Annotated in this window: 15 protein-coding genes; 9 read left to right on the forward strand and 6 right to left on the reverse strand. The window is 66.1% G+C overall.

Annotated elements, in window-relative coordinates; all coding sequences use genetic code 11:
* The 3 genes from MCHUDSM44219_RS12680 to MCHUDSM44219_RS12690 all read left to right on the forward strand — a co-directional run bounded on the left by MCHUDSM44219_RS12680 (position 1) and on the right by MCHUDSM44219_RS12690 (position 3850).
* Complete coding sequence (locus MCHUDSM44219_RS12680) at positions 1-1149, forward strand: class I SAM-dependent methyltransferase (protein ID WP_082162170.1); 1149 nt, start codon at positions 1-3, stop codon at positions 1147-1149.
* On the forward strand, positions 1131-2468 hold the full coding sequence (locus MCHUDSM44219_RS12685; RefSeq protein WP_201778146.1) for a nucleotide sugar dehydrogenase: 1338 nt from the start codon (positions 1131-1133) through the stop codon (positions 2466-2468). Before MCHUDSM44219_RS12680 ends, MCHUDSM44219_RS12685 begins: the two co-directional genes overlap by 19 nt.
* Positions 2469-2548: 80 nt before the next feature.
* The gene (locus MCHUDSM44219_RS12690; RefSeq protein ID WP_172506298.1) at positions 2549-3850 is read left to right on the forward strand and encodes a glycosyltransferase family 4 protein; all 1302 of its coding nucleotides are present in this window, start codon (positions 2549-2551) and stop codon (positions 3848-3850) included.
* On the opposite strand, the gene MCHUDSM44219_RS28875 is transcribed toward MCHUDSM44219_RS12690, so the two are convergent.
* The 3 genes from MCHUDSM44219_RS28875 to MCHUDSM44219_RS12705 are packed head-to-tail and all read right to left on the reverse strand — an operon-like array spanning position 3752 to position 7166.
* Positions 3752-4615: an SDR family NAD(P)-dependent oxidoreductase gene (locus tag MCHUDSM44219_RS28875; RefSeq protein ID WP_048418590.1), complete on the reverse strand. Its 864-nt coding sequence runs from the start codon at positions 4613-4615 to the stop codon at positions 3752-3754. The genes MCHUDSM44219_RS12690 and MCHUDSM44219_RS28875 overlap by 99 nt on opposite strands.
* Entirely contained in the window at positions 4608-6449 is a 1842-nt protein-coding gene (gene asnB / locus MCHUDSM44219_RS12700; RefSeq protein WP_048418591.1) for an asparagine synthase (glutamine-hydrolyzing), read from the reverse strand. Before asnB ends, MCHUDSM44219_RS28875 begins: the two co-directional genes overlap by 8 nt.
* Before the next feature lie 45 nt (positions 6450-6494).
* On the reverse strand, positions 6495-7166 hold the full coding sequence (locus MCHUDSM44219_RS12705) for a response regulator transcription factor (RefSeq protein WP_048418592.1): 672 nt from the start codon (positions 7164-7166) through the stop codon (positions 6495-6497).
* A gap of 521 nt (positions 7167-7687) precedes the next feature.
* On the opposite strand from MCHUDSM44219_RS12705, the gene MCHUDSM44219_RS12710 reads away from it, so the two are divergent.
* Genes MCHUDSM44219_RS12710 through MCHUDSM44219_RS12730 form a run of 5 tightly spaced genes read left to right on the forward strand, consistent with a single transcriptional unit; the run spans position 7688 to position 13584 of the window.
* Positions 7688-8743: a glycosyltransferase family A protein gene (locus MCHUDSM44219_RS12710; protein ID WP_048418593.1), complete on the forward strand. Its 1056-nt coding sequence runs from the start codon at positions 7688-7690 to the stop codon at positions 8741-8743.
* Positions 8740-10275: an oligosaccharide flippase family protein gene (locus MCHUDSM44219_RS12715; RefSeq protein ID WP_082162172.1), complete on the forward strand. Its 1536-nt coding sequence runs from the start codon at positions 8740-8742 to the stop codon at positions 10273-10275. Before MCHUDSM44219_RS12710 ends, MCHUDSM44219_RS12715 begins: the two co-directional genes overlap by 4 nt.
* A 5-nt stretch (positions 10276-10280) precedes the next feature.
* Positions 10281-11465 (forward strand): glycosyltransferase family 4 protein, encoded by a 1185-nt coding sequence (locus MCHUDSM44219_RS29775; RefSeq protein WP_236695447.1) that lies wholly within the window; start codon positions 10281-10283, stop codon positions 11463-11465.
* Positions 11462-12430 carry a GDP-mannose 4,6-dehydratase gene (locus tag MCHUDSM44219_RS12725; RefSeq protein WP_048418701.1) on the forward strand — a complete coding sequence of 323 codons (969 nt, stop codon included), beginning with the start codon at positions 11462-11464 and terminating at the stop codon, positions 12428-12430. Before MCHUDSM44219_RS29775 ends, MCHUDSM44219_RS12725 begins: the two co-directional genes overlap by 4 nt.
* Complete coding sequence (locus MCHUDSM44219_RS12730) at positions 12427-13584, forward strand: glycosyltransferase (protein ID WP_172506340.1); 1158 nt, start codon at positions 12427-12429, stop codon at positions 13582-13584. The genes MCHUDSM44219_RS12725 and MCHUDSM44219_RS12730 overlap by 4 nt, the downstream gene beginning before the upstream one ends.
* Here the strand turns inward: MCHUDSM44219_RS12730 and MCHUDSM44219_RS12735 are convergent.
* The 3 genes from MCHUDSM44219_RS12735 to MCHUDSM44219_RS12745 are packed head-to-tail and all read right to left on the reverse strand — an operon-like array spanning position 13546 to position 17552.
* The gene (locus MCHUDSM44219_RS12735; protein WP_082162174.1) at positions 13546-14682 is read right to left on the reverse strand and encodes a glycosyltransferase family 4 protein; all 1137 of its coding nucleotides are present in this window, start codon (positions 14680-14682) and stop codon (positions 13546-13548) included. The genes MCHUDSM44219_RS12730 and MCHUDSM44219_RS12735 overlap by 39 nt on opposite strands.
* Positions 14675-16075, reverse strand: a complete 1401-nt coding sequence (locus MCHUDSM44219_RS12740; protein ID WP_053081243.1) for an O-antigen ligase family protein — start codon at positions 16073-16075, stop codon at positions 14675-14677. Before MCHUDSM44219_RS12740 ends, MCHUDSM44219_RS12735 begins: the two co-directional genes overlap by 8 nt.
* 52 nt (positions 16076-16127) lie before the next feature.
* The gene (locus tag MCHUDSM44219_RS12745; protein ID WP_048418594.1) at positions 16128-17552 is read right to left on the reverse strand and encodes a hypothetical protein; all 1425 of its coding nucleotides are present in this window, start codon (positions 17550-17552) and stop codon (positions 16128-16130) included.
* 515 nt (positions 17553-18067) lie between these two features.
* Between MCHUDSM44219_RS12745 and MCHUDSM44219_RS12750 the strand changes: the two genes are divergently transcribed.
* Entirely contained in the window at positions 18068-19357 is a 1290-nt protein-coding gene (locus tag MCHUDSM44219_RS12750) for a hypothetical protein (RefSeq protein ID WP_048418595.1), read from the forward strand.
* Positions 19358-19367: the final 10 nt, after the last annotated feature.

Consider the following 19367-nt stretch of genomic DNA (forward strand, 5'->3'; position numbering starts at 1 on the left):
ATGACCGCGTGCCGAGCGTGTCGGAGTTCTGCACTCGTGCCGGTGCTCGACCTGGGCACGGTCCCGGCGGCTGACCACTTTCCGCCGGCTTCCGAGCCTGTCGACGAGTCCGAAGCGTGTCACGCGCTGGCGATGGATCTGTGCCGACGGTGTGGCCTGGCTCAACTGTCCTATGACGGCACGATTCCCGCCGAGCCGCGAGGCGTCGAACCGATGGCGCTGCGGGAGCAGGCCGCCGAGGCGCTCCGGCGGGTCGCCGACGCAGGATGGCTGCGCGGGACGACGTTGCGCGAGTTCGGCAGTCCCCACGGAGGATCGTGGTCGTCGCTACTCGCGGACCGGCACCACGTGGTCGGTGCGCCGGCGCACATCGTGCTGGACAGCTTCGGCATCATGCACGAGCCCGACCAACGCGCGGCGTTCGCCGCACGTGCCGCGGCCACCGCGCCGGACGGTGTCCTCCTGCTGCACTACCACTCACTTGCCACGATCGTGCGGCTCGGGCAGTGGAATGCACTGCGGCACGGTCATTTCGCCTACTACTCGCTCACCGCACTCGTCGGACTGCTCGGCGCAGCCGGGATGGGCGTAGCCACCGCCTGGGAGTTCGATCTGTACGGCGGCACCGTGTTGGTCGCCGCGGTGCACGGCCACACCGCGCCGGACGCCGGCGTGCGCGACATCCTCTCTCGCGAATCGGCACTGGGTGTCACCGAACCGGCTGCGGTGAGCGGACTTCAGCATGCGGCGCAGCGGCACATGCGGCGACTGCGCCGATGGCTCGACGCCGAGGCCGACAACGGTCACCGGGTGTATGCGTACGGCGCTGCGTCTCGTGCCGTCTCCCTGTTCAGCAGCGCGGGGATCGACCGGCGTCGCCTCGCCGCCGTCGCCGACGCGTCGCCGGCCAAGCAGGGACGCCGTATGCCGGGAACCGACGTGCCGATCATCGGTCCCGACGAACTCGTGCGGGCTGATCCGGATCACATCCTGCTGACCATTCCTGATCTCTACGACGAAGTGCACCAGCAGTTTCCGCAGCTTCGCGGGCGCTGGTGGATCGACACCCCGGATGGCGATCCGTCCGGCGGCGCGGAAACTCCACACCCGACCACCTCGAGGGGGATGGCATGTCCGGTCAGCGGTTGATGGGCATCAGCGTGCACGGGCTCGGTTACGTCGGCTGCGTCTCAGCGGCGTGTTTCGCCGCAGAGGGTCACCGGGTCATCGGTGTCGACGTGAATTCCGACAAAGTGGACGCGCTGCGATCGGGTAGGTCACCGATCGTCGAGGAACACATCGGCGAATACATCGCACAGACCGTGACCGACGGCGCGCTCTCGGTCACCACCGACGCGGATGCGGCGGTGATGGCCAGCGACATCTCCCTGGTGTGTGTCGGCACACCGTCGGCCCCCGGCGGGGGGCTGTCCACCGGTTTCCTGGAGCAGGCGACGGCCGCCATCGGCACCGCACTCGCCAGGAAAGACGGTTGGCACGTCGTCGTCTATCGCAGCACCATGGTGCCGGGAACATGCGATGAACTGCTGATCCCACTCCTGGAACGGACGTCACACAAACGCGCCGGCATCGACTTCGGCGTGTGCGTGAATCCCGAGTTCCTGCGCGAAGGATCGAGCGTTCGAGATTTCCATCAACCTCCCAAGACCGTGGTGGGCGAAACCGACCGGCGCAGCGGAGAGATCGTCATGGACCTCTACGACGGTCTGCCCGGACCGCGGTTCCACGTCCCGATCAGAGTCGCCGAGATGGTGAAGTACGTCGACAACAGCTTTCACGCACTCAAGGTGGGTTTCGCCAACGAGGTCGGCGCGATCTGTAACGCCCTGCAGCTGGATTCCCATGCGGTGATGGACATCTTCCTGGCCGACACGAAGCTGAACATCAGCGGCGCCTACCTGCGACCGGGCTTCGCGTTCGGCGGATCGTGCCTTCCCAAGGACGTCCGCGCACTCACCCACACCGCGCGCCGCAACGACATCGACGTGCCCCTGTTGGCCAATGTGTTGACCTCCAACGAAGTCCATCTGCGCCGGGCCGTCGACTTCGTGATCAAAGCCGACCACCGCAGGGTCGGAATCTTCGGTCTGTCCTTCAAACAGGGCACCGACGACCTTCGGGAAAGTCCGATGGTGGAGCTGGCAGAACGCCTGATCGGCAAAGGTTTCGACGTCAAGATCTATGACGCCAACGTCAGCCTGTCGCGGCTGACCGGCGCGAATCGCACCTATATCGAACAGCGGCTGCCGCACATCGGACACGCCCTCGTCGACGATGTCGACGCCGTCCTGCGCCACGGCGACGTTCTGATAGCCGGATCGGCCGCGCCCGAGGTCGTCGAGACCCTGTCCCGCGCGCGAGCGGATCAGCTCGTCATCGATCTGGTCCGGCTTCCCGAAGCAGCGGCGTGGCGTGATCGGCCGAACTACGCGGGCATCGCGTGGTGACCGCTACCGAGTCACACCGGAGTCCAATCCGGCCGGCGGTGTCGCAGGGACACGCGGCCCCTCGAGGAGGTAATGAAGAAATGCCCGGTCACATCCTGATTCTGGTGGAGAACCTGTCAGTGCCCTTCGACCGCCGAGTGTGGCAGGAGAGTCGCGCGTTGGTCGACGCCGGCTTCGACGTCACCGTGATCTGCCCGCAGGGCGCCAAGCAGGACCGCGAGGACGAGGTGGTGGTCGACGGTGTGCGCATCCTGCGCTATCCCCTGCGTGCCGCCACCGGAGGCCCGATCGGCTACCTGCGCGAGTACTCGGCGGCACTGTGGCACACCCTGCGGCTGGCGCTGAAGGTGCGTCGGGAAAGGCGTGTCGACGTGGTGCACGCCTGCAATCCGCCCGATCTGTTGTTCCTCATCGCCGTCGTCCTGCGTGTGGGGGGAACGCGATTCGTCTTCGACCACCACGATCTGGTGCCGGAGCTGTTCGAGTCGCGCTTTGCCGGCGGTCCGCGGTTCCTGCACACGGTGACCCGGCTGACCGAGCGACTCACCTTCGCCGCCGCCGACGCGGTGATCTCGCCCAATGAGAGCTATCGCACGGTGGCCCTGACCCGCGGCAGGAAGAACGCAGACGACGTCGTGGTCGTGCGGAGCGCGCCTGATCTCGACCGCTTCGTCCGCTGCGAATCCGACGCCTCACTTCGCCGGGGTAAGAGGTACCTGCTCGCCTATCTCGGGGTGATGGGGCCGCAGGACGGTGTCGACTACGCGCTTCGGGCCGTGAAGATTCTGCGTGAACAGATCGGGCGCGACGATTTCCACTGTGTCTTCATGGGTTCCGGCGACGTCTTCGACGACATGGTCGCCCTGAGCAGGGAACTGGGAATCGACGACGTGGTCGAGTTCACGGGGCGGGTGCCCGACGAGTTCGTCATGCGGTGTCTGTCCACCGCGGATCTGTGTCTGTCTCCCGACCCGTGGAATCCGCTCAACGACGTGTCGACGATGAACAAGGTCGTCGAGTACATGGCGATGGGTCGACCGATCGTGTCGTTCGATCTCAAGGAAGCGCGTGTTTCGGCGGGTGAGGCGGCTCTCTACGTGGCGCCGAACGACGAGTTCGCTTTCGCGAAAGCGATCGACGAGCTTCTCCACGACGAGCGGCGCCGCCGGCGGATGGGCGCGCTGGGCCGGGAGCGCATCGAACAGAAGCTCTCGTGGGAGGTCTCCCGCCGGAATCTGGTGAATTTCTACCGGCAGCTGCTTCCCAGTGGGCGACCGTCTGATTCACTCCAGCCGGCGGATACGAGGCACGTACAGATCCAGGTCGCGCACCCGATCGACGTGCACGAGAAGATCTTCCACGTCGTCGAGGGGGTGCAGTAGGCGACCGTTGAGTTCGTCACCGGACCCCGTGGCCAGCCAGGTGATCAAGGCAGTGGACTGCTGCGCCGGCACCGATTCTCGACGGGCGAGCTCCGGCATCCAGCGCTTGGCGGCTGCGGAATGGACCAGTGACCGGGTCATCGCGGTGTCGGTGAAGCCCGGCGCGACAGCGAAAGCGAACAGGCCGTGGGGCCGCAGTGATGCCGCCAGGTCCTCGGTCAGGCTCACCAGCCCCGCTTTCGCTGCGGCATAGGCGCTTTGGTACGGACTGGGCCGCACGGCCGCGTAACTCACCACATTGACGATGCGTCCGCGCCCACGCGCGATCATGCCCGGGATCACCTCGTGGGAACAGAGGAAGGCGCCGACCAGGCTCGTCTGCACATCTGTCCACCAATCGACCGGATCGACCTGCCAGACCGGACCGACGGCACGCATCGTGGCGGCGTTGTTCACCAGCACGTCGATGTCGCCCAGAGATCCCTCGAGCGTCTCGACGGCGCGACGCACCGAAGCGTGGCACGTGACGTCCGCGACGGCGACGGCGGCGGGCGTTCCCCTGACGGCGATCTGATCGGCCGTCGCGACGAGTTCCTCGCGGGTACGAGCGACCAGTCCTACCGCGAAACCACTGTCCGCCAGAGCTATCGCCGTCGCCTGGCCGATACCCCGACCCGCTCCGGTGACGACTGCTACCGCCGTGCCAGGGTTCCTGCGATCCTGCCGGGAACACTGTCCGTCGAGGGCCGCCGGTGGATCAGACACGACAGGGCCGCGTCCCCACCAGCCCTTGGTGCCAGACCTCCAGGGACAGCAACGCCCAGATCCGTGGCTGCTCGTTGCGCTCTCCGAGCGAGTGATCACGCAACAGTCGCATCACGGCGGTCCGGTCGAACGTGGAGCCGACGAACGAGGAAGGTCCGGTCAAGGAGTCGAAGGCCATGTCCTGCAGCCCGCCTCGAAACCACTTGTCCAGGGGGACCTTGAATCCCAGCTTGGGTCGATCCACCACCTCCGCGGGCAGCCGCTTGCGAGCCACCTCTTTGAGTACCCACTTGCTCGTCCCACCGCGAAGCTTGACGTTGCTGGGCAGCGCGAACGCGAGTTCCACCAATCGATGGTCGAGGAAGGGCGGACGAAGTTCGACCGATGCGGCCATCGACATGCGGTCTCCCCGCTCGAGGAGGTTGTCGCAGAGCCATGTTCGGATGTCGGCGTAGAGCATGCGGTGCAGGGCGTCGCCACGTCCATCAGTGAAGGGACCGAGGGTGCTGCGCGCGGGTTGTCCGCCGAGCAGTGCGGCTCGCTCGGGGGAGGTGAACGGTGCGAACCATCCGCGCATGCGCTCCGAGTACGTGTCTTCCGACATCGCGCGCATCGCGATGCCGAGCCGGGCGTGATGAGCGGGCAGGGTCTTCTCCACCCGCCGCAATGCCGCCGACGGCAGAACACCCAGCCAGCGTGTCGCCTCGGCGTATCGGTGCTTCGGGTAGCCGGCGAACAGCTCGTCGGCACCCTCACCGGAGAGCAGGACCTTCACATGCTGCCGCGCCAACTCGGCGAGCCGGAAGACGGCGACGTCGGACGGCTCGGACAACGGAGCGTCGCGGTGCCAGCTCAGTGTCGACCAGCACCGCTCGAAGTCGTCCGCAGTGACCGTCAGCTCGTGATGACGGGTGCCGACGTGATCGGCGACCCTACGGGCCCAGTGTGTTTCGTCCAGAGAATCGTCGCCGAATCCCGCGGAGAACGTGTTGAGCTCACCGCCCGAATGCATTTCGGCCATCAGCGAGGTGACAAGGCTGCTGTCCAGTCCCCCGGACAGATAGGCACCGACAGGCACATCGGCGACGAGCGCCTCTCGGACGGACGCGGTGAGCGCTTCCTCGACCAGGTCGACAGCGCCGCTGGGGGTGATCGCGATGGTGGTCGGCTCCGCGGGGAGTTGCCAGTATGCAGAGCAACGGATGTCGCCGGATGAGGTGAGAACGAGGTGATGGCCCGGCGGAATCTTGCGCACTCCTTGCAGAAGCGTGTACGGCGCAGGAACCGATCGGTAGGTCAGATAGTCGTAGAGACTGTCCTCGTCGACCGTCGGGGCACCGATGACGGGCAACAGGCCCTTGATCTCGGACGCGAACGCGAACAGTTTGTCCGTCTTGTAGTAGTACAGCGGCAGGATTCCGAGGCGATCACGGAACAGATGAATGTCGCCGGTACCCGAATCATGAAGAGCGAAGGCGAATTGCCCGCGTAACCGGTCGACGCCTGCGGGCCCGTACTTGTCGTGGAGCGCGAGCAGAACCTCGGTGTCACCCAGGGTGGTGAAGGGATACGACAGCTCAGAACGCAGTTGGCGGTAGTTCAGGATCTCGCCGTTGAACACCACATGAGATCGCCGATCGGCCGATGCCATGGGTTGCTCCGAACCCCCGGGATCGATGATCGACAATCGGCAGTGCGCCAGCCCGACGTCGCGGTGGGTCCAGATACCGGTCGCGTCGGGCCCGCGATGGGCCATCGATCTGATCATCGCGGCGACCAGGGGTTCGTCCACGGGCGAGCCGTCCAACCGGCGAATCCCGGCTATTCCGCACATGTCACGCCGCCCAAGGCTGTGCCGGACGACGCGTGAGCCGCGCGGTCACAGGTCGTCGACGTCGATGAGCCCGTCCTCGATCGCACGAGCGATCAGGAGGGTCTTGGTCGGGGCGGCCCTACCGACCGCGGCGTACTTGGCTCGTGCGCGCTGTACGTGGGTGGCGACCGTCGACGGCTCGATGTAGAGCAGCTTCGCCACTTCGTCTTTGTTGTCGGTGCGCAGCCACGCCGACAACACTTCCCGTTCCCGTCGAGTGAGCCGGGGCCGACCGACGAGCTCGACGCGTTCCAGGGCGTCTGCCATGCGCGGCGGGCGATAGGTGACACCGGACCGGGCTGCGCAGATGGCACCGCGCAGATGCTTTCCATCCTCGGACTTCCCGACGTAATTGACGGCCCCGGCATCGAGCGCGGTCAGAATCACCTCATCGGAGATGAGATGGGAGTATCCGATGACCCGGTAACCGGCCCGGCAGAGAAGTCGCAACCCGCCGAAGTCGGGCCCCCGTCCTTCGTGTTCGAGGGCCAGGATGACGACATCCACCGGGGTTTTCTGCGCCGCCTGCAACGCCATGAACTCCGCCGGATGGGCGAAGTTCCCGACAATCTTGATCGGTGGCTCGTTCCCGGCGACCCAGGCCTCGATGCCGGCGTGCACGACGTACTGGTTGTCGATGATGACGACCGATATGCCGAGTTCTCCATCTTTGCTCATGTGATGCCCTTCCCCCGTGTCCGCCACCTGCGCGCGGCCCTCCAGGGGTCGAGCATACGACGCCAACCCGCAGGAACAGCAAACATTGAGTTACTTCTGACGACACGCTCTGTCAGTTAAAAGTACGACTTGTCCGGGAAATCGCAAAGTAACCTATCGAATGGAAACACATTGGCCTGCGCTGGTCGAGCACCGATTCCACGCCGCGGCGCGGCCGGCGGCCGCCGGGCTGGCAAAGATCCCGCTGGCCGTTGCAGGCAGCCCGGGCATTTCCGGACCCCCGGTGCCGACCCGCGCGGTCACCCCGGGTACCCGACGGATACCTCGAAGCCTGGCTAATTAACTTGGCTGCTGCCGATCCCCGGCGCCAGCTCGACGTCGCGACAGTGCCGCCGAGCGTCCGGGCTCGGCGCGTCCTGCACCCCGTATCCCACGTGCGACCGACATCGTCTGTCGGTCGTCGGACCGCACTTCGGACGGTTGCCGAGTCTCCCGGGCAAATCCCACGTATCCAGATCAGCATGACGAGTTCCCCGGACGCCGCTCCTACGCGCGTTCGATCGCGGCCGTTCCTCAGCTTCCTCATGACCGCATACGGCACCGAACGGTTCGTCGCTGCGACCATCGACTCCGTCCTGGCCCAGACACGCACCGATTGGGAACTGATCGCCGTCGACAACGGGGGATCCGACGAGATGGCCGCAATCATCGGCCGCTACCTCCCTGATCCCCGAATCATCCTGATACGTCAGGAGAACAGGGGAATCCGCGGCGGAGTCACCGCGGCCGCCGACGCCGCGACCGGACGCTACCTCTGCGTTCTGAACAGCGACGACCTGCTGCTGCCCGAGTACTGCGAACGCGTCGGCGCGATGATCGAGACCGATCCCGGCATCGATGCGGTCGGATGCGACGGCGAGCTGTTCTACGACCCGGACGACGGCACTCCGCCACCGAAGAGTTACTTCGCCTCGATCGGTCGACGATCCGTACCCGACCCGTCGCGAGCCGCGACACTGGACGAGTTCCTCGATGAGGGAGTACCCCTGTACATCGGCGCATTTCGGCGGGAGGTCTGGGACGTCCATCGCGGATTCGATCCCGCGACAACAGATGTCGAGCCCGACGTCGCGCTCTGGCTGAGTGCTGCTGCGGCAGGCGACGACGTCCGGGTTCTTCCCGACCGACTCGCCCGGATGCGCCTGCGGCCCGATTCGGCCTCGCGACATCCGGCCCGTGCCGATGACTTCCAAGAACGACTGCTTCACTCGTTCCACACCGTCGTCGCCCAGCAGCACGCTCGCGGCGGTCTCGCGGAGTCCCGCGCTCTGCGCGAAATGCGCTATGAGCGCGCCCTGCGCACCGCACGATGCTCGTTGCTGGCCGGCGATGTCGACGCCGCACGGAAAGCCGCTCGCGACGCCTACCGCGAACGGCACACTCTGCGGGCGGCAGCCGTGGTCGCTGCGCTGCACATCAGCCCGGACGCACTCAGGTGGGTGCACCCCGTCAAGAACACCGCCCAGCGCACGATCGAACGAGCGCGGTGGCGTATCAGCAGAGTCGGTGGTCCATGACCCCAGCGCATTCCGGCATCACGAGTGACGGCGGACTCGGCGCAGTGCTCAAGCGTGGCGCCGCCATATCGGCTGTCGCCACGGTGCTCGCCCAGGGCATCACCGTGGTGCAGACCGTGGTGCTGGGGCGATTGCTGGGACCCTATGAGATCGGTGTCTTCACGGCTGGGTCGGTGCTGGTATCGAGCCTCGTGGTCGTCGCGCAGGGCAGTCTCGGGCACGCAGTCATCCAACGCGAGCACGATCTCGAGGACGCTGCGAACACCGCGCTGGTGGTGACCTTCCTGACCGGCCTCGTTCTCGCGATCGGGCTGGCCGCCGCCTCGCCGCTGATCGGGATGGTCTTTCACGACACGCGAATCGGGCTGATCGCGATGGCCTGCTCGGGTCTGGCACTCCTGCACGCGTGTACGACGGTGCCGGATGCGTTGATGCAACGCGCCTTCCGGTTTCGACGCCGGATCGTCATCGATCCCGCGGTGTCGCTCATCTTCGCGGTCGTGGCGATCACCTTCGCCGGCCTGGGCTACGGGGCCTGGTCCATGGTGATCGGCACGTACGCGTCGACGGTCAGTTGGGTCGCGCTGAGCTGGTGGCTTGCGAAATGGCGTCCGCTGCGGGGGCGCTTCTCCGTGCGCATGTGGCGGGACTTGGCACGATTCTCGTTCCCGGTGTTCCTCGACGTCGTCGCCGAGCGGTCCCGCGAGGTCGTCGAACAGGTTCTCGTCGGCAGATGGCTGGGCGGTTCAGCGCTCGGCCAGTATCGCTACGGGTATCGCATCGCGTCACTGCCTTCGCTCGGCATCATCCAAATCTGTTCGTACGTGCTCTTTCCCGCCTTCTCGCGGATCGCCGGCGACGCCGAACGCTTCCGCAGCGCCTTTCTCAGGGCGCTGACCTGGATATGGTTCGCAGCACTACCCGTGGCGGCGTTGATGGTCGCTCTGGCTCCCCCCGCGGTGCCGTTGTTACTCGGCGACCAGTGGCAACCAGCCGGTCATGCCGCCGCGGCGATGGCCGGCATCGGACTCGGCGTGGCGTTGATGTCGGCGGCTGCAGAGGCGGTCAAAGGCGCCGGGCGCTCGCATCTGTTGAACTGGATGACGGCACTGAGTCTGGCACTCGGACTCCCACTGCTCATCCTGCTGATTCCGTTCGGTCTCGTCGGAGTCGCTGTGGCGCTTTCCCTCTCCTACCTGACTGTCGGTCTCCTCAGCCTGGGGTTGGCCCGTCCCGTGGTTGGAGCCACCTGGCGGGAGCTCACCATCTGTCTGGCCCCCACGACACTGTCGGCTGCGGCGGCGCTTGCCGTTGCCCTCCCTGTCGAGCGCCTTGTCGGCGGTTCCATCGGATATCACGGACCGGCCGGCCTGGCGCTGATCACCGCCGAATGTGTGTTGCTTCTCGTTGTTTACGTTGCGCTGCTCATGTTCTCGTCGCGGTGGCGGACAACAGCACACGAGCTCGGCCAATGGATCTCGGTGCTCATCGCCGGCCGCGTCGCCGCGCGACAGAGGGGTGGTTACGCGTGAAGGTGATGATGATCGGCGCGTATCCGCTCGAGCCGGACGTGGTCAACGGTGGCATCGAATCGGTCACCAGCACCCTCGTACCGGCGCTGGCCGAGAACGACGATATCGAGCGCATCACCGTGGTGAGGTATCACTACGGCGACGCGACGACCGATTACCGCCGCATCGGCCCGAAGGCCGAGGTCTATTACGTGCGCGGCCAGAGCTGTTTCCGCATGCTGACGCGGTCGTTTCTCGATGTGCGCAAAGCGCGGAAACTGGCGGCTCACACCAAGCCTGATGTCGTTCACGGTCAGGAGATCGGCTGCTTCGGCGACGTGGCCACCCGCTGCGGCCACCGGTCGGTCGTCACCATCCACGGGTTACCCCATGTCGAGAGCAGGATGTCGGCTCGCAGTCTGCGGGAGAGGCTGCGCAGCGGGTCGATGGAGCGGATGATCCGGCGGGTCCTGCGGCGGGCCGCTGTCGTCATCTCGATCTCCGAATACGACGCCGGACAGGTGGGACAGTTGATCCGCGGAGGAAAGACGAGTATCGCGAATCCGACGGCTCCGGAGTTCTTCGCCCTCGCCCCGTCGCTTCCCACAGAACCGAGGTTGCTGTTCGCCGGTGTGATGACGCCCCGCAAGAACGTCCTCGGGTTGGTGAACGCGTTCGCGATCACTCACCGGCGGGTGCCGGATGCCCGGCTGGTCATCGCCGGACCGCAGCCGGACCCTTGCTACGCCGACACCGTTCGTGACCGGCTCTCCGCACTCGGTCTGCGACACTGTGTCGATTTCGTCGGCCTGGTGGACAACTGCCGACTCCGGAGCGAAATCGCGGCCGCGCGAGCAGTCGTCCTGTTCTCACACGAAGAGACGGCCCCCACGCTCATCGCCCAGGCGATGGCGGCGGGTAAGCCTGTCATCGCCTCCCGGGTGGGCGGCGTACCGGAGATGGTCTGTCACGGCGAGACGGGACTTCTGGTCGACGCCGGAGACGAAGGGGCCCTCGCAGCGCGCATGTCCGCGCTTCTCTCGAACCAGGCCTGGTGTCTGCAGATGGGTCAGCGCGGCCACGAGATCGCGCTGAACCGATTCTCCGTCGATGCGGTCGCTCGGCGCACCGTCGCGGCGTACCGGGCCGCCGCAAGCCATCACCCCGAGGTCGTCTCAGAGGAGCAGGAGGAACGGATGTGGTCACGGTGAACGAAGACTTCACGTGGACCGGAAAGTCGATTCTCGTCACCGGTGGTGCCGGCTTCATCGGCTCGCACCTGGTCGAACTGCTCGTCGCGGCAGGCGCGGAGGTGACCGTACTCGACACGCTGGCATCGGGCCGGCGAGACAACCTGGTCTCCGTCGCCGGCAGCATCACCTTCACGCAACAGGACATCCGCAGAATCGCCTGGAACCAGTATCTCTCGACGCATCCCGCCGACGTGATCTTCCACCTCGCGGCCAACGCGTACGTGCCACCTTCTGTCGCGTGCCCGTCGTTCGACTACGAGACCAACTTCGCCGCCACGTTCCGGTTACTGGAAGCGTTGCGCGTCATGCAGTGGCCCGGGCGGCTCGTGTTCGCATCGTCGGCGGCCGTCTACGGCAACGCCGTGCGGGTGCCGATCCGAGAGGAGGATCCGACGGTGCCGATCTCGCCCTACGGGGCCGGAAAGCTGGCCGCCGAGCGCTATCTCGCGATCTACGGATCGCTGTACGGACTCAACGTGGCCTCGGTGAGGTTCTTCTCCGCCTACGGCCCACGGCAGCGCAAGCAGGTGGTGTTCGATCTGCTCAGCAAGCTGAACGACGACCGCCGGAACCTCGTGATCCACGGCGACGGGACCCAAGTCCGGGACTTCCTGTACGTCAAGGATGCGGCGCTGTCCGCGATGACCGTCGCTGCCCGAGCGAGCCTGTCCGGTGAGGCCTACAACGTGGGTGCGGGCCGGGAGTACACGATCGACGTCCTCGCCAAATCGCTGTGCGAACAGGTGGGGGTGCACCCGGAGTTCCGTTACACCGGGGTGAATCGGCCCGGCGATCCGGAGAAGCTCGTCGTCGACATCACCAAGCTGAAATCCCTTGGTTACGAGCCACAGTTCGAATTCGAGGAAGGCCTCGCCGCCGTCGTCGAGTGGTTCCAGGAAGTGACGGGTGCATCATGGCGATGACCGAACGCCCGCTGCGGGTACTGTTCGTCGTCCCCGATCTTCGCATCGGCGGCGCCGAGCGCCACGTGACGACGCTGCTCCCGCGCATGGACCCCCGGCGCTTCACCCCTTCGCTGATCTGTATCGGTGACCAGGGTGCTCTGTTCGCCGAGCTGGCCGACGCAGGCATCGAGGCAACCGCGTGGCGGCTGCGCAAACGGCAAGCGGCGCAGGCGTTGTGGAGGCTGGTCACCACCATGCGACGGACACGGCCCGATGTGATCGTGGCCCGTGGCTACAACGCCGAGGCGCTGGGCCGCATCGCAGCCCTGCTCGCCGGCGTGCGGTGCTCCGTCGTATGGGTGCACAACATCGCCGACCCGGAGCCCCGCGGTAGTGTGCGCGATGTCGTCGACCGGGTACTGAACCGTTGGACCACTGCGTATTTCGGTGTCACCGAGGCGCAGCGCGACTACCTGACCGGCACGCTCGGATATCCGCAGGACAAGATCCGCATCGTCTACAACGGGGTGGAGACATCTCAGTTCGACCCCCGCACCGACCGCCGAGTCCTCGCCGAGTTCGGAATCGACGATACGGTGCCGGTCGTCGGAATTCTGGCAGCGTTGCGCCCCGAGAAAGACCACATCACGTTTCTCAAAGCGGCCCGCCACGTCGTCGACGCGTTGCCGCAGGTCAACTTTCTCGTCGTCGGTGACGGTCCGACCCGTCCGGAGCTCGAGGAGCTGCGGGAAGATCTCGGGTTGGGCGAGCAGGTGCACTTCGCCGGCGCCCGTCATGACATCAATCGGATCCTGCGGGCGATCGATGTCTTCACGTTGACCTCGAGTGACGACTGCTTCCCGATCGCGATTCTGGAGGCGATGGCGTCGGGACGTCCGACGGTGTGTACGGCGGTGGGCGGGATTCCCGAGATGGTGATCGACGGGGTGACCGGCTTCCTGGTGCCGCCGGGCAACCCTCGGCAATTGGCCGACACACTCGTCGCGCTGATCGGCGATGCCGACACCGCGCAGCGGATGGGGATCGAGGCCCGCCGGCGCGTCGAGACGACGTTCAGCCTCGCTCGCAGTGTCGAGGAGGCACAGCGTGCTCTGGAGGCTGTGGCCGATCGGTCAGCCCTGGGCGACACGCTCGTCGGTCACCTGAGGTGACCAGCGAGCCCGCCGTGTCGGCCGATTCCGCGATCGCGAGCCGGCGATGACGTCCCGATACAGGCCGTCGAGCCGACGCCAGACGACGTCGATGTCGTAGCGCTGTCTGGCGCGTTCGTAGGCCGCCTCACCGCAGCTGATCCGCAGCGCGACATCGTCGATGACCCGTTGCAGCGCCGCGGTGATTCCTTCGACGTCGTCAGAGGTGACCAGTAACCCGCATCCGCCACCGATCATCTCGGGAAGACCTCCCCCCTCCCCGGCGATGACGCACAGACCACGCGCCATGGCCTCCAGAACCGCCATCGGCTGGCCTTCTCTGCGCGAGGGCAGGACCAGGACGTCGGCGTCGTCGAGGAGCTCACCGACGGCTTCCGCCGACAACCATCCGGGGAGTTCGACGGAGCTGTCGAGCCGCAACTCCCGCACGAGCTGTCGAGCTCGCTCCACCTCCCCGTCACCGGCCATGGTCAGCGTCGCGGCCGGTGCGCCGAGGCGTGCCCACGCGTGCAACAGTTCGAAGGCGCCCTTGCGTTCGCCGATGCGGCCGAGGAAGACGAAGCGCACCGGGCGATCGGTCGATGAGAGCCGCGCAGGGACCGCGGCGAGTTTGACGGCATTGGGGATCTCGGCGATGCGCGCACCGGGCGCGATGTTCTCCAATCGTCGCGCCCAGGTACCCCCGAGCGCCACCACGGCGCTGGACCGACACAACGTGGCCCGGATGAGAACCTGCGTCAGCGCCGGCGACTCCTCGAAGTACGCCATGAAATCCGACCCGTGGATGTGGAGCACAGTCGGTAAGCCGGACAGCGAACTGAGCCAGAGCAGAGTCGCCTTGCGGACGAAGCTGGCATGCGCGCTGGTGTGGAGGTGAACCACGCTCGGCCGGAACCGGATCAATTCGACGAGGAACATGACGCAACCCCCGGCAAAGGCGGCGAGCTTCGTCAGCGCGGAACCCTCACGATGCGTCGCGACATGGCGGATGTTCCACTCGCTCCACAACGGCGTCTTCTGCATGGCCTGCAGGTAGGTGGTCATCCCGCCCGGCGTCCGCACACTCGTGGAGACCCACAGCGCACGCTGTTCATTCATTGTGCACCAACGCCTTCTGCTCGATCCTTGCGATCGACCCGCCGTGCCTGTCGTTCCACCCGACCGCCAATCCGCAGAGGAGGAACACGACAGACGTGCCGAACGACAGGAACCTGAGGTCGACGGTGAATCCGCTGACGACGAAGACCGCCAGTGCCATCAGCGCGGTGAGTGCCAGGGGGCTGCCTGTCAGGGCGAAGCCCGGAAGCCTGCGGTAGGCCACCCAGAGTCGATGCGCGATCAGGACCACGGTGAGCACCCACAGTCCGAGACCGATCAGTCCCAGCTCGGCGAGGATGCCCAACTCGTTCTCGTGGGAGACGATGCCGTGACCACGAATCCATGGCACATCGGAGGACCACTGTTGATGATGGTAGGTGTTGACGGCCTGGAACCGGCTGATTCCCCAGCCGGTCAGCGGCTTCTGCTCGGCGGCCCACAACGCTGTTCGGATCATGTTGAGACGGTCGTCGACCTCGGATTCGGAACCGATGCCGCCGGCTGTGCGGTCGGAGCTGGTGAAGGTCGACCAGTGCGCGGTGATGATCGCGGCGACGATGCCCAGGGCCGCCGCGAACCACCGGCGGTAGCCGACGGCCAACACGGCCCCGATGACGAGAACGATCGCACCGCTGAGCCACGCCGCCCGGGTGTGCGTGAGATAGATGCCGTAACCGCAGCCGACGGCGATGACGGCTGCCGACCACCGACGCCACGCGGGTTCGTCACTGCGGCTGATCAATTGCAGCGCGACGGCGATTCCCACCGCGAGGACGATGCCGTTCTCGACCGGCTGACCCGTCACACCGTTGGCTCTGCCGATCCACGTCGCCGCCGGATCGGTGCTCAGCCGCGGCCACATCCACTGCTGGAGGCCGTGGAACTGCATGACCGCCAACGTCGCCGAGTAACCCGCCATCAGCAACAGCACCCACAACACCGCCCGAACCGCTCTCGTGCTCGTCAACATGAAGCGCCCGAACAGGAACAGGATGAACGGGATCAGGGTGCTCGCGACGACGAATCCGGGCACCGCCATGCTGGTGTACGACGGATTGCCGGTTGCGGCGGAGAGTTCGTGCGGACTCACCATCGAATACACGATCCACAACAGGTAGAGCCCCATGGCGTACCCGATGGCGCCGACGCCGCGCGGACGACCGTGACGGTGATCCAACCACCACCAGAAGGCGGCGCCCAACACCAGCGCGAGCGCGAACCAGAAAGGGGGAGTGGGGAAGTGCGGCGCCAAGGCCACATGGAGGAACAGCGCGAGCAGCATCGCGATCACCGCGACCACGGGACTGCGCACGATCAGCAACCCCAGTGCGACCGCAGCTACGCCGAGGAAAACGAAATCGCCCAGATCGGTGCCCGACAACAATCCGGTCACCTCGACCGCCGCGGCGGTCGGACACGACGTCGGGGTGAGGAGATCATGCTCGTCAGGACGCCGACAGGATCGGTCGCGGCATGGGCACAGCGTCGGACCCGTCGACCAGGACCGCCCCGAACACATCCGCGTGCGCTTTACTCAGGGAGTCGGCGGCCGAACTCACATCTCCTGCTCGCGTCACATTCTTCACCACGGTCAGGACGGTCAAATCAGCTGCCGCACAAATGAGTTGCGTGTCACCGGACGCAGCGACCGGGGGCGCCATCATCACGATCACGTCAGCTACCGTACGGATCTCGTCGAGGACGGCAGCAACGCGCTCGCGGGTGATCCGGCGCCAGTCCGATCCGTCGGTACGGCCGCCGGGCAGGATCTTCAAGGTCTCGATGTCGCTGTCCCGCAGGAGCGCGTGCACCAGGGTGCTGTCATCGAGTGCCTCGAGGAATCCGTGGGAATCGGTGTCGCACCAACCCCCACGATCCGCACCGATCAGAACGGTGCGATAGCCCTGCCGGGCCCAGAACCCGGCGAGTTCTCCGGCCAGCGGCGACGGCGCCTGCGTACCGGAGCAGTTGGCCACGACGACCGCGGCGTTCTTCGGGAGATCCTCCAGGCTGATCAGGTTGGCGAGCGTACGCACGCGTTCCTGACGCATCTGAATGGCATGGACGTTCGCGCCCGCGGGTATCTCGATGAGCGGTTCGACGGTGGTCTTCTCGCGGATGTCGTCGAGGTTCTTGAGACGTGTCGAGACGGTCGCCAGGGCCAGTGCGGACAGGATCCCCAACGCGAGTCCGCCGATCCCGCCCAGTGCGATCTGCAGTCCCGTCTGCGTTGAGATCTCGGTGACGCCCGCCCTGGGCTGCAGCACCTGCAATTCGTTGGTCCTGTCCGCACTCATCTCCATGATCCTGTTCTGCAGCGCAGCGGCTTCCGCAGGATCATCCGGCGCGCCGGTGGCCAACACCTTCTCCAGCCTGCGCTCCGCGTCCTTGATGGCGGCGCCGAGGCGGGCCTGCTGCATGGCGTTGATGTCGTTGCGGAAGGCGCCGGCCATCCTCTCGGCGGCGTCCTGCGCGACCCTCGGATCACCCGCAGTCGCGTCGACCGTCACGATCGGACTGCTTGCGGCCGTCGCTGCTTGGACCTCGACTCCCGGCGGGATCTCGCTCTTGGCCGCCAACCGGGCATTCACCGCCTCATCGTTGAACAGTTGAACGTAGCCCTGGACGATCACCGCGTCCTGATCGGTAGGCCGGTTCGGGGACGCCACCACCAGCGTCGATTTGCCGACATACGTGGTGTGGGCCTGCGCGACCGACACGGTCGCCGCGCCTGCGCCCAGAACGGCGAACGCGATAACCAGCCACCGGTAGTTCCAGACCTGGCGCACCCGCCGTCCGGGTGATGCGGCTCGGTGATCGCCGGGCACATCGATGTAGCGCTCGGATTCTGCCTTCTTGGATGCGGTCATCGGGATCCTTCCATCAGCCAGTCGCTGTCGTGGTGGTTCGCACCCGCGACCAGATGCTTCGGAGAGCTCAGCTCCACGTCGACGCCGGGAGGCTCGGCGCTCTGGCTACCTGAGGTGACACGGTTCGCACGTGAAACGACACTGTCCACAACTGCCCCCGTCCCATCCGTCAATTTCAGGACTGAGTGTGGCCCAGCTACCGTGCGTCCGGTAGACAACTGCTCAGTGTGAAACACAACGTGCGACGGGCCTTGTCGACGATTCGGAGGACAATCCCGCATACGTCGAATCCCCCGCCTGCCGCACGGTGGCGGGGATCGCTCCTCGTCGCCGGGCATGCGCCGGTGTCGCATGCCCTCACACGCTTGGGCGGATTCGCCCCACTGGCCATTCCTACGAAGTCGGACCTGCCAGCAATCGGGCTTGGCCCGATCGGTTCGGCCTGATGCCGGCGGTCATCCCGTCGACCGCTGAAAGTGTCAGCTACATAGTCGATTCCCTGTAGCATCGGCCGGATGGGCGCGATTGCACGCGATCGACTCGGCCTGAATCCGACCGCGGCGCCGCCGGCGCTGGCGGCGTTCGTGGTCTGCGCCGTGGCCGTCGCGGTCTCGGCGTCCGGAGTCGTGGCGACATCGGCAGGCGTGGACCAGCGGCAGTACCACTGGGTGACCATCCAGTACTTCCGGGAGATCTTTCCGCGCATCGATATCGTCAATGTGGACACGGCGACCGGACCTCTCTATCACCTGATCGTCGCTGCTGTCTCGGGCCCACTTCACCTGGGCGAGTTCGGAACTCAGTTTCTCTCCAGCTTCTTCGCGGCCGGTCTCGCGGCGCTCGCAGTGTGGTACGTGGGCATCGTGACAGAGCCGGTGCTGCGGGTGCTGGCGGTGGCGCCGCTGCTGCTCTCGCCCTACTTCTGGGAGTCGGCTCTGTGGATGCTGACAGACGCCGCGGCACTCCTGTTCGCCTTCGCCGCGTTCGTGTTGCTCCTGCGCCGCGAGTCGATGGACGGCGTGGGTTGTGTGAGCGCCGGACTGCTGCTGGCAGCCGCGGTCGCGACGCGGCAGACATACGTGTGGTCGCTGGTCCCGACGATCGCGGTGATCTGGTATCAGCACCGTGAATCAGATTCCGGGACAAGGCTGTTGCGTGTGCTGGCGGTGGCAGCACCCGCGTTGGTGGTACTCGCCGGGTTGGTGGCACTGTGGCACGGCTTTCTCCCGCCGCGATTCCACGAGATGAACGCTGCCAATCGCAGCTGGCTTTCCCCGACGTACTGCGCCGCGGTGGCCGCAGTGTTCTTCGTGCCGATCTCACTTGCCACGTATGGTCGTGGCCGTCCGCGGCTGTCGACCACGCTGGGAGCGGGCGCGGCTGTCGCGCTGCCCGCACTGGTATGGACGAGTTCTGCAACGACGGGAACCGACAATGCGCGGCGCGGTGGACTGATCTGGGAGTCCGTGGAGCACACTCCGCTGCTGGATGGGCGTTCACTACTGCTGACGCTGCTCGCCTTCGCCGGTGGCTGTTCCATCTGCCACGTTCTGCTCCTGCTCGACAACACCACGGCGATTCTGATCGGGACCGGCCTCATCGGTCTGGCGGCGACGATGACAGCGGGAGGGCAGCTCTACCAGAAGTACTTCGAATTGCCCGTCGCTGCAATGGCATTGATCGCGATCTGCGCACTAGCAGCCAACGGCGCGATCGAACGTCGCTGGCCACTGGTCGGATTGGCGGCACTGCAGGCCCTGTTGACGGCAGCGCTGGTGGCGGGGCCGGTCATCACCGCGCCGTGACCCGCGGGCG

This window comes from Mycolicibacterium chubuense (assembly GCF_001044255.1).
Lineage (GTDB): Bacteria > Actinomycetota > Actinomycetes > Mycobacteriales > Mycobacteriaceae > Mycobacterium > Mycobacterium chubuense.

What these genes read in the sequence shown, in the direction of transcription:
- MCHUDSM44219_RS29775 (WP_236695447.1), top strand. Translation starts at nt 10,281, where the DNA reads ATGATGATCGGCGCGTATCCGCTCGAGCCGGACGTGGTCAACGGTGGC.
- MCHUDSM44219_RS12690 (WP_172506298.1), top strand. Translation starts at nt 2,549, where the DNA reads ATGCCCGGTCACATCCTGATTCTGGTGGAGAACCTGTCAGTGCCCTTC.
- MCHUDSM44219_RS12710 (WP_048418593.1), top strand. Translation starts at nt 7,688, where the DNA reads ATGACGAGTTCCCCGGACGCCGCTCCTACGCGCGTTCGATCGCGGCCG.
- MCHUDSM44219_RS12705 (WP_048418592.1), bottom strand. Translation starts at nt 7,166, where the DNA reads ATGAGCAAAGATGGAGAACTCGGCATATCGGTCGTCATCATCGACAAC.
- MCHUDSM44219_RS12715 (WP_082162172.1), top strand. Translation starts at nt 8,740, where the DNA reads ATGACCCCAGCGCATTCCGGCATCACGAGTGACGGCGGACTCGGCGCA.
- MCHUDSM44219_RS12680 (WP_082162170.1), top strand. Translation starts at nt 1, where the DNA reads ATGACCGCGTGCCGAGCGTGTCGGAGTTCTGCACTCGTGCCGGTGCTC.
- MCHUDSM44219_RS12750 (WP_048418595.1), top strand. Translation starts at nt 18,068, where the DNA reads ATGGGCGCGATTGCACGCGATCGACTCGGCCTGAATCCGACCGCGGCG.
- MCHUDSM44219_RS12685 (WP_201778146.1), top strand. Translation starts at nt 1,131, where the DNA reads ATGTCCGGTCAGCGGTTGATGGGCATCAGCGTGCACGGGCTCGGTTAC.
- MCHUDSM44219_RS12745 (WP_048418594.1), bottom strand. Translation starts at nt 17,552, where the DNA reads ATGACCGCATCCAAGAAGGCAGAATCCGAGCGCTACATCGATGTGCCC.
- asnB (WP_048418591.1), bottom strand. Translation starts at nt 6,449, where the DNA reads ATGTGCGGAATAGCCGGGATTCGCCGGTTGGACGGCTCGCCCGTGGAC.
- MCHUDSM44219_RS12735 (WP_082162174.1), bottom strand. Translation starts at nt 14,682, where the DNA reads ATGAATGAACAGCGTGCGCTGTGGGTCTCCACGAGTGTGCGGACGCCG.
- MCHUDSM44219_RS12730 (WP_172506340.1), top strand. Translation starts at nt 12,427, where the DNA reads ATGACCGAACGCCCGCTGCGGGTACTGTTCGTCGTCCCCGATCTTCGC.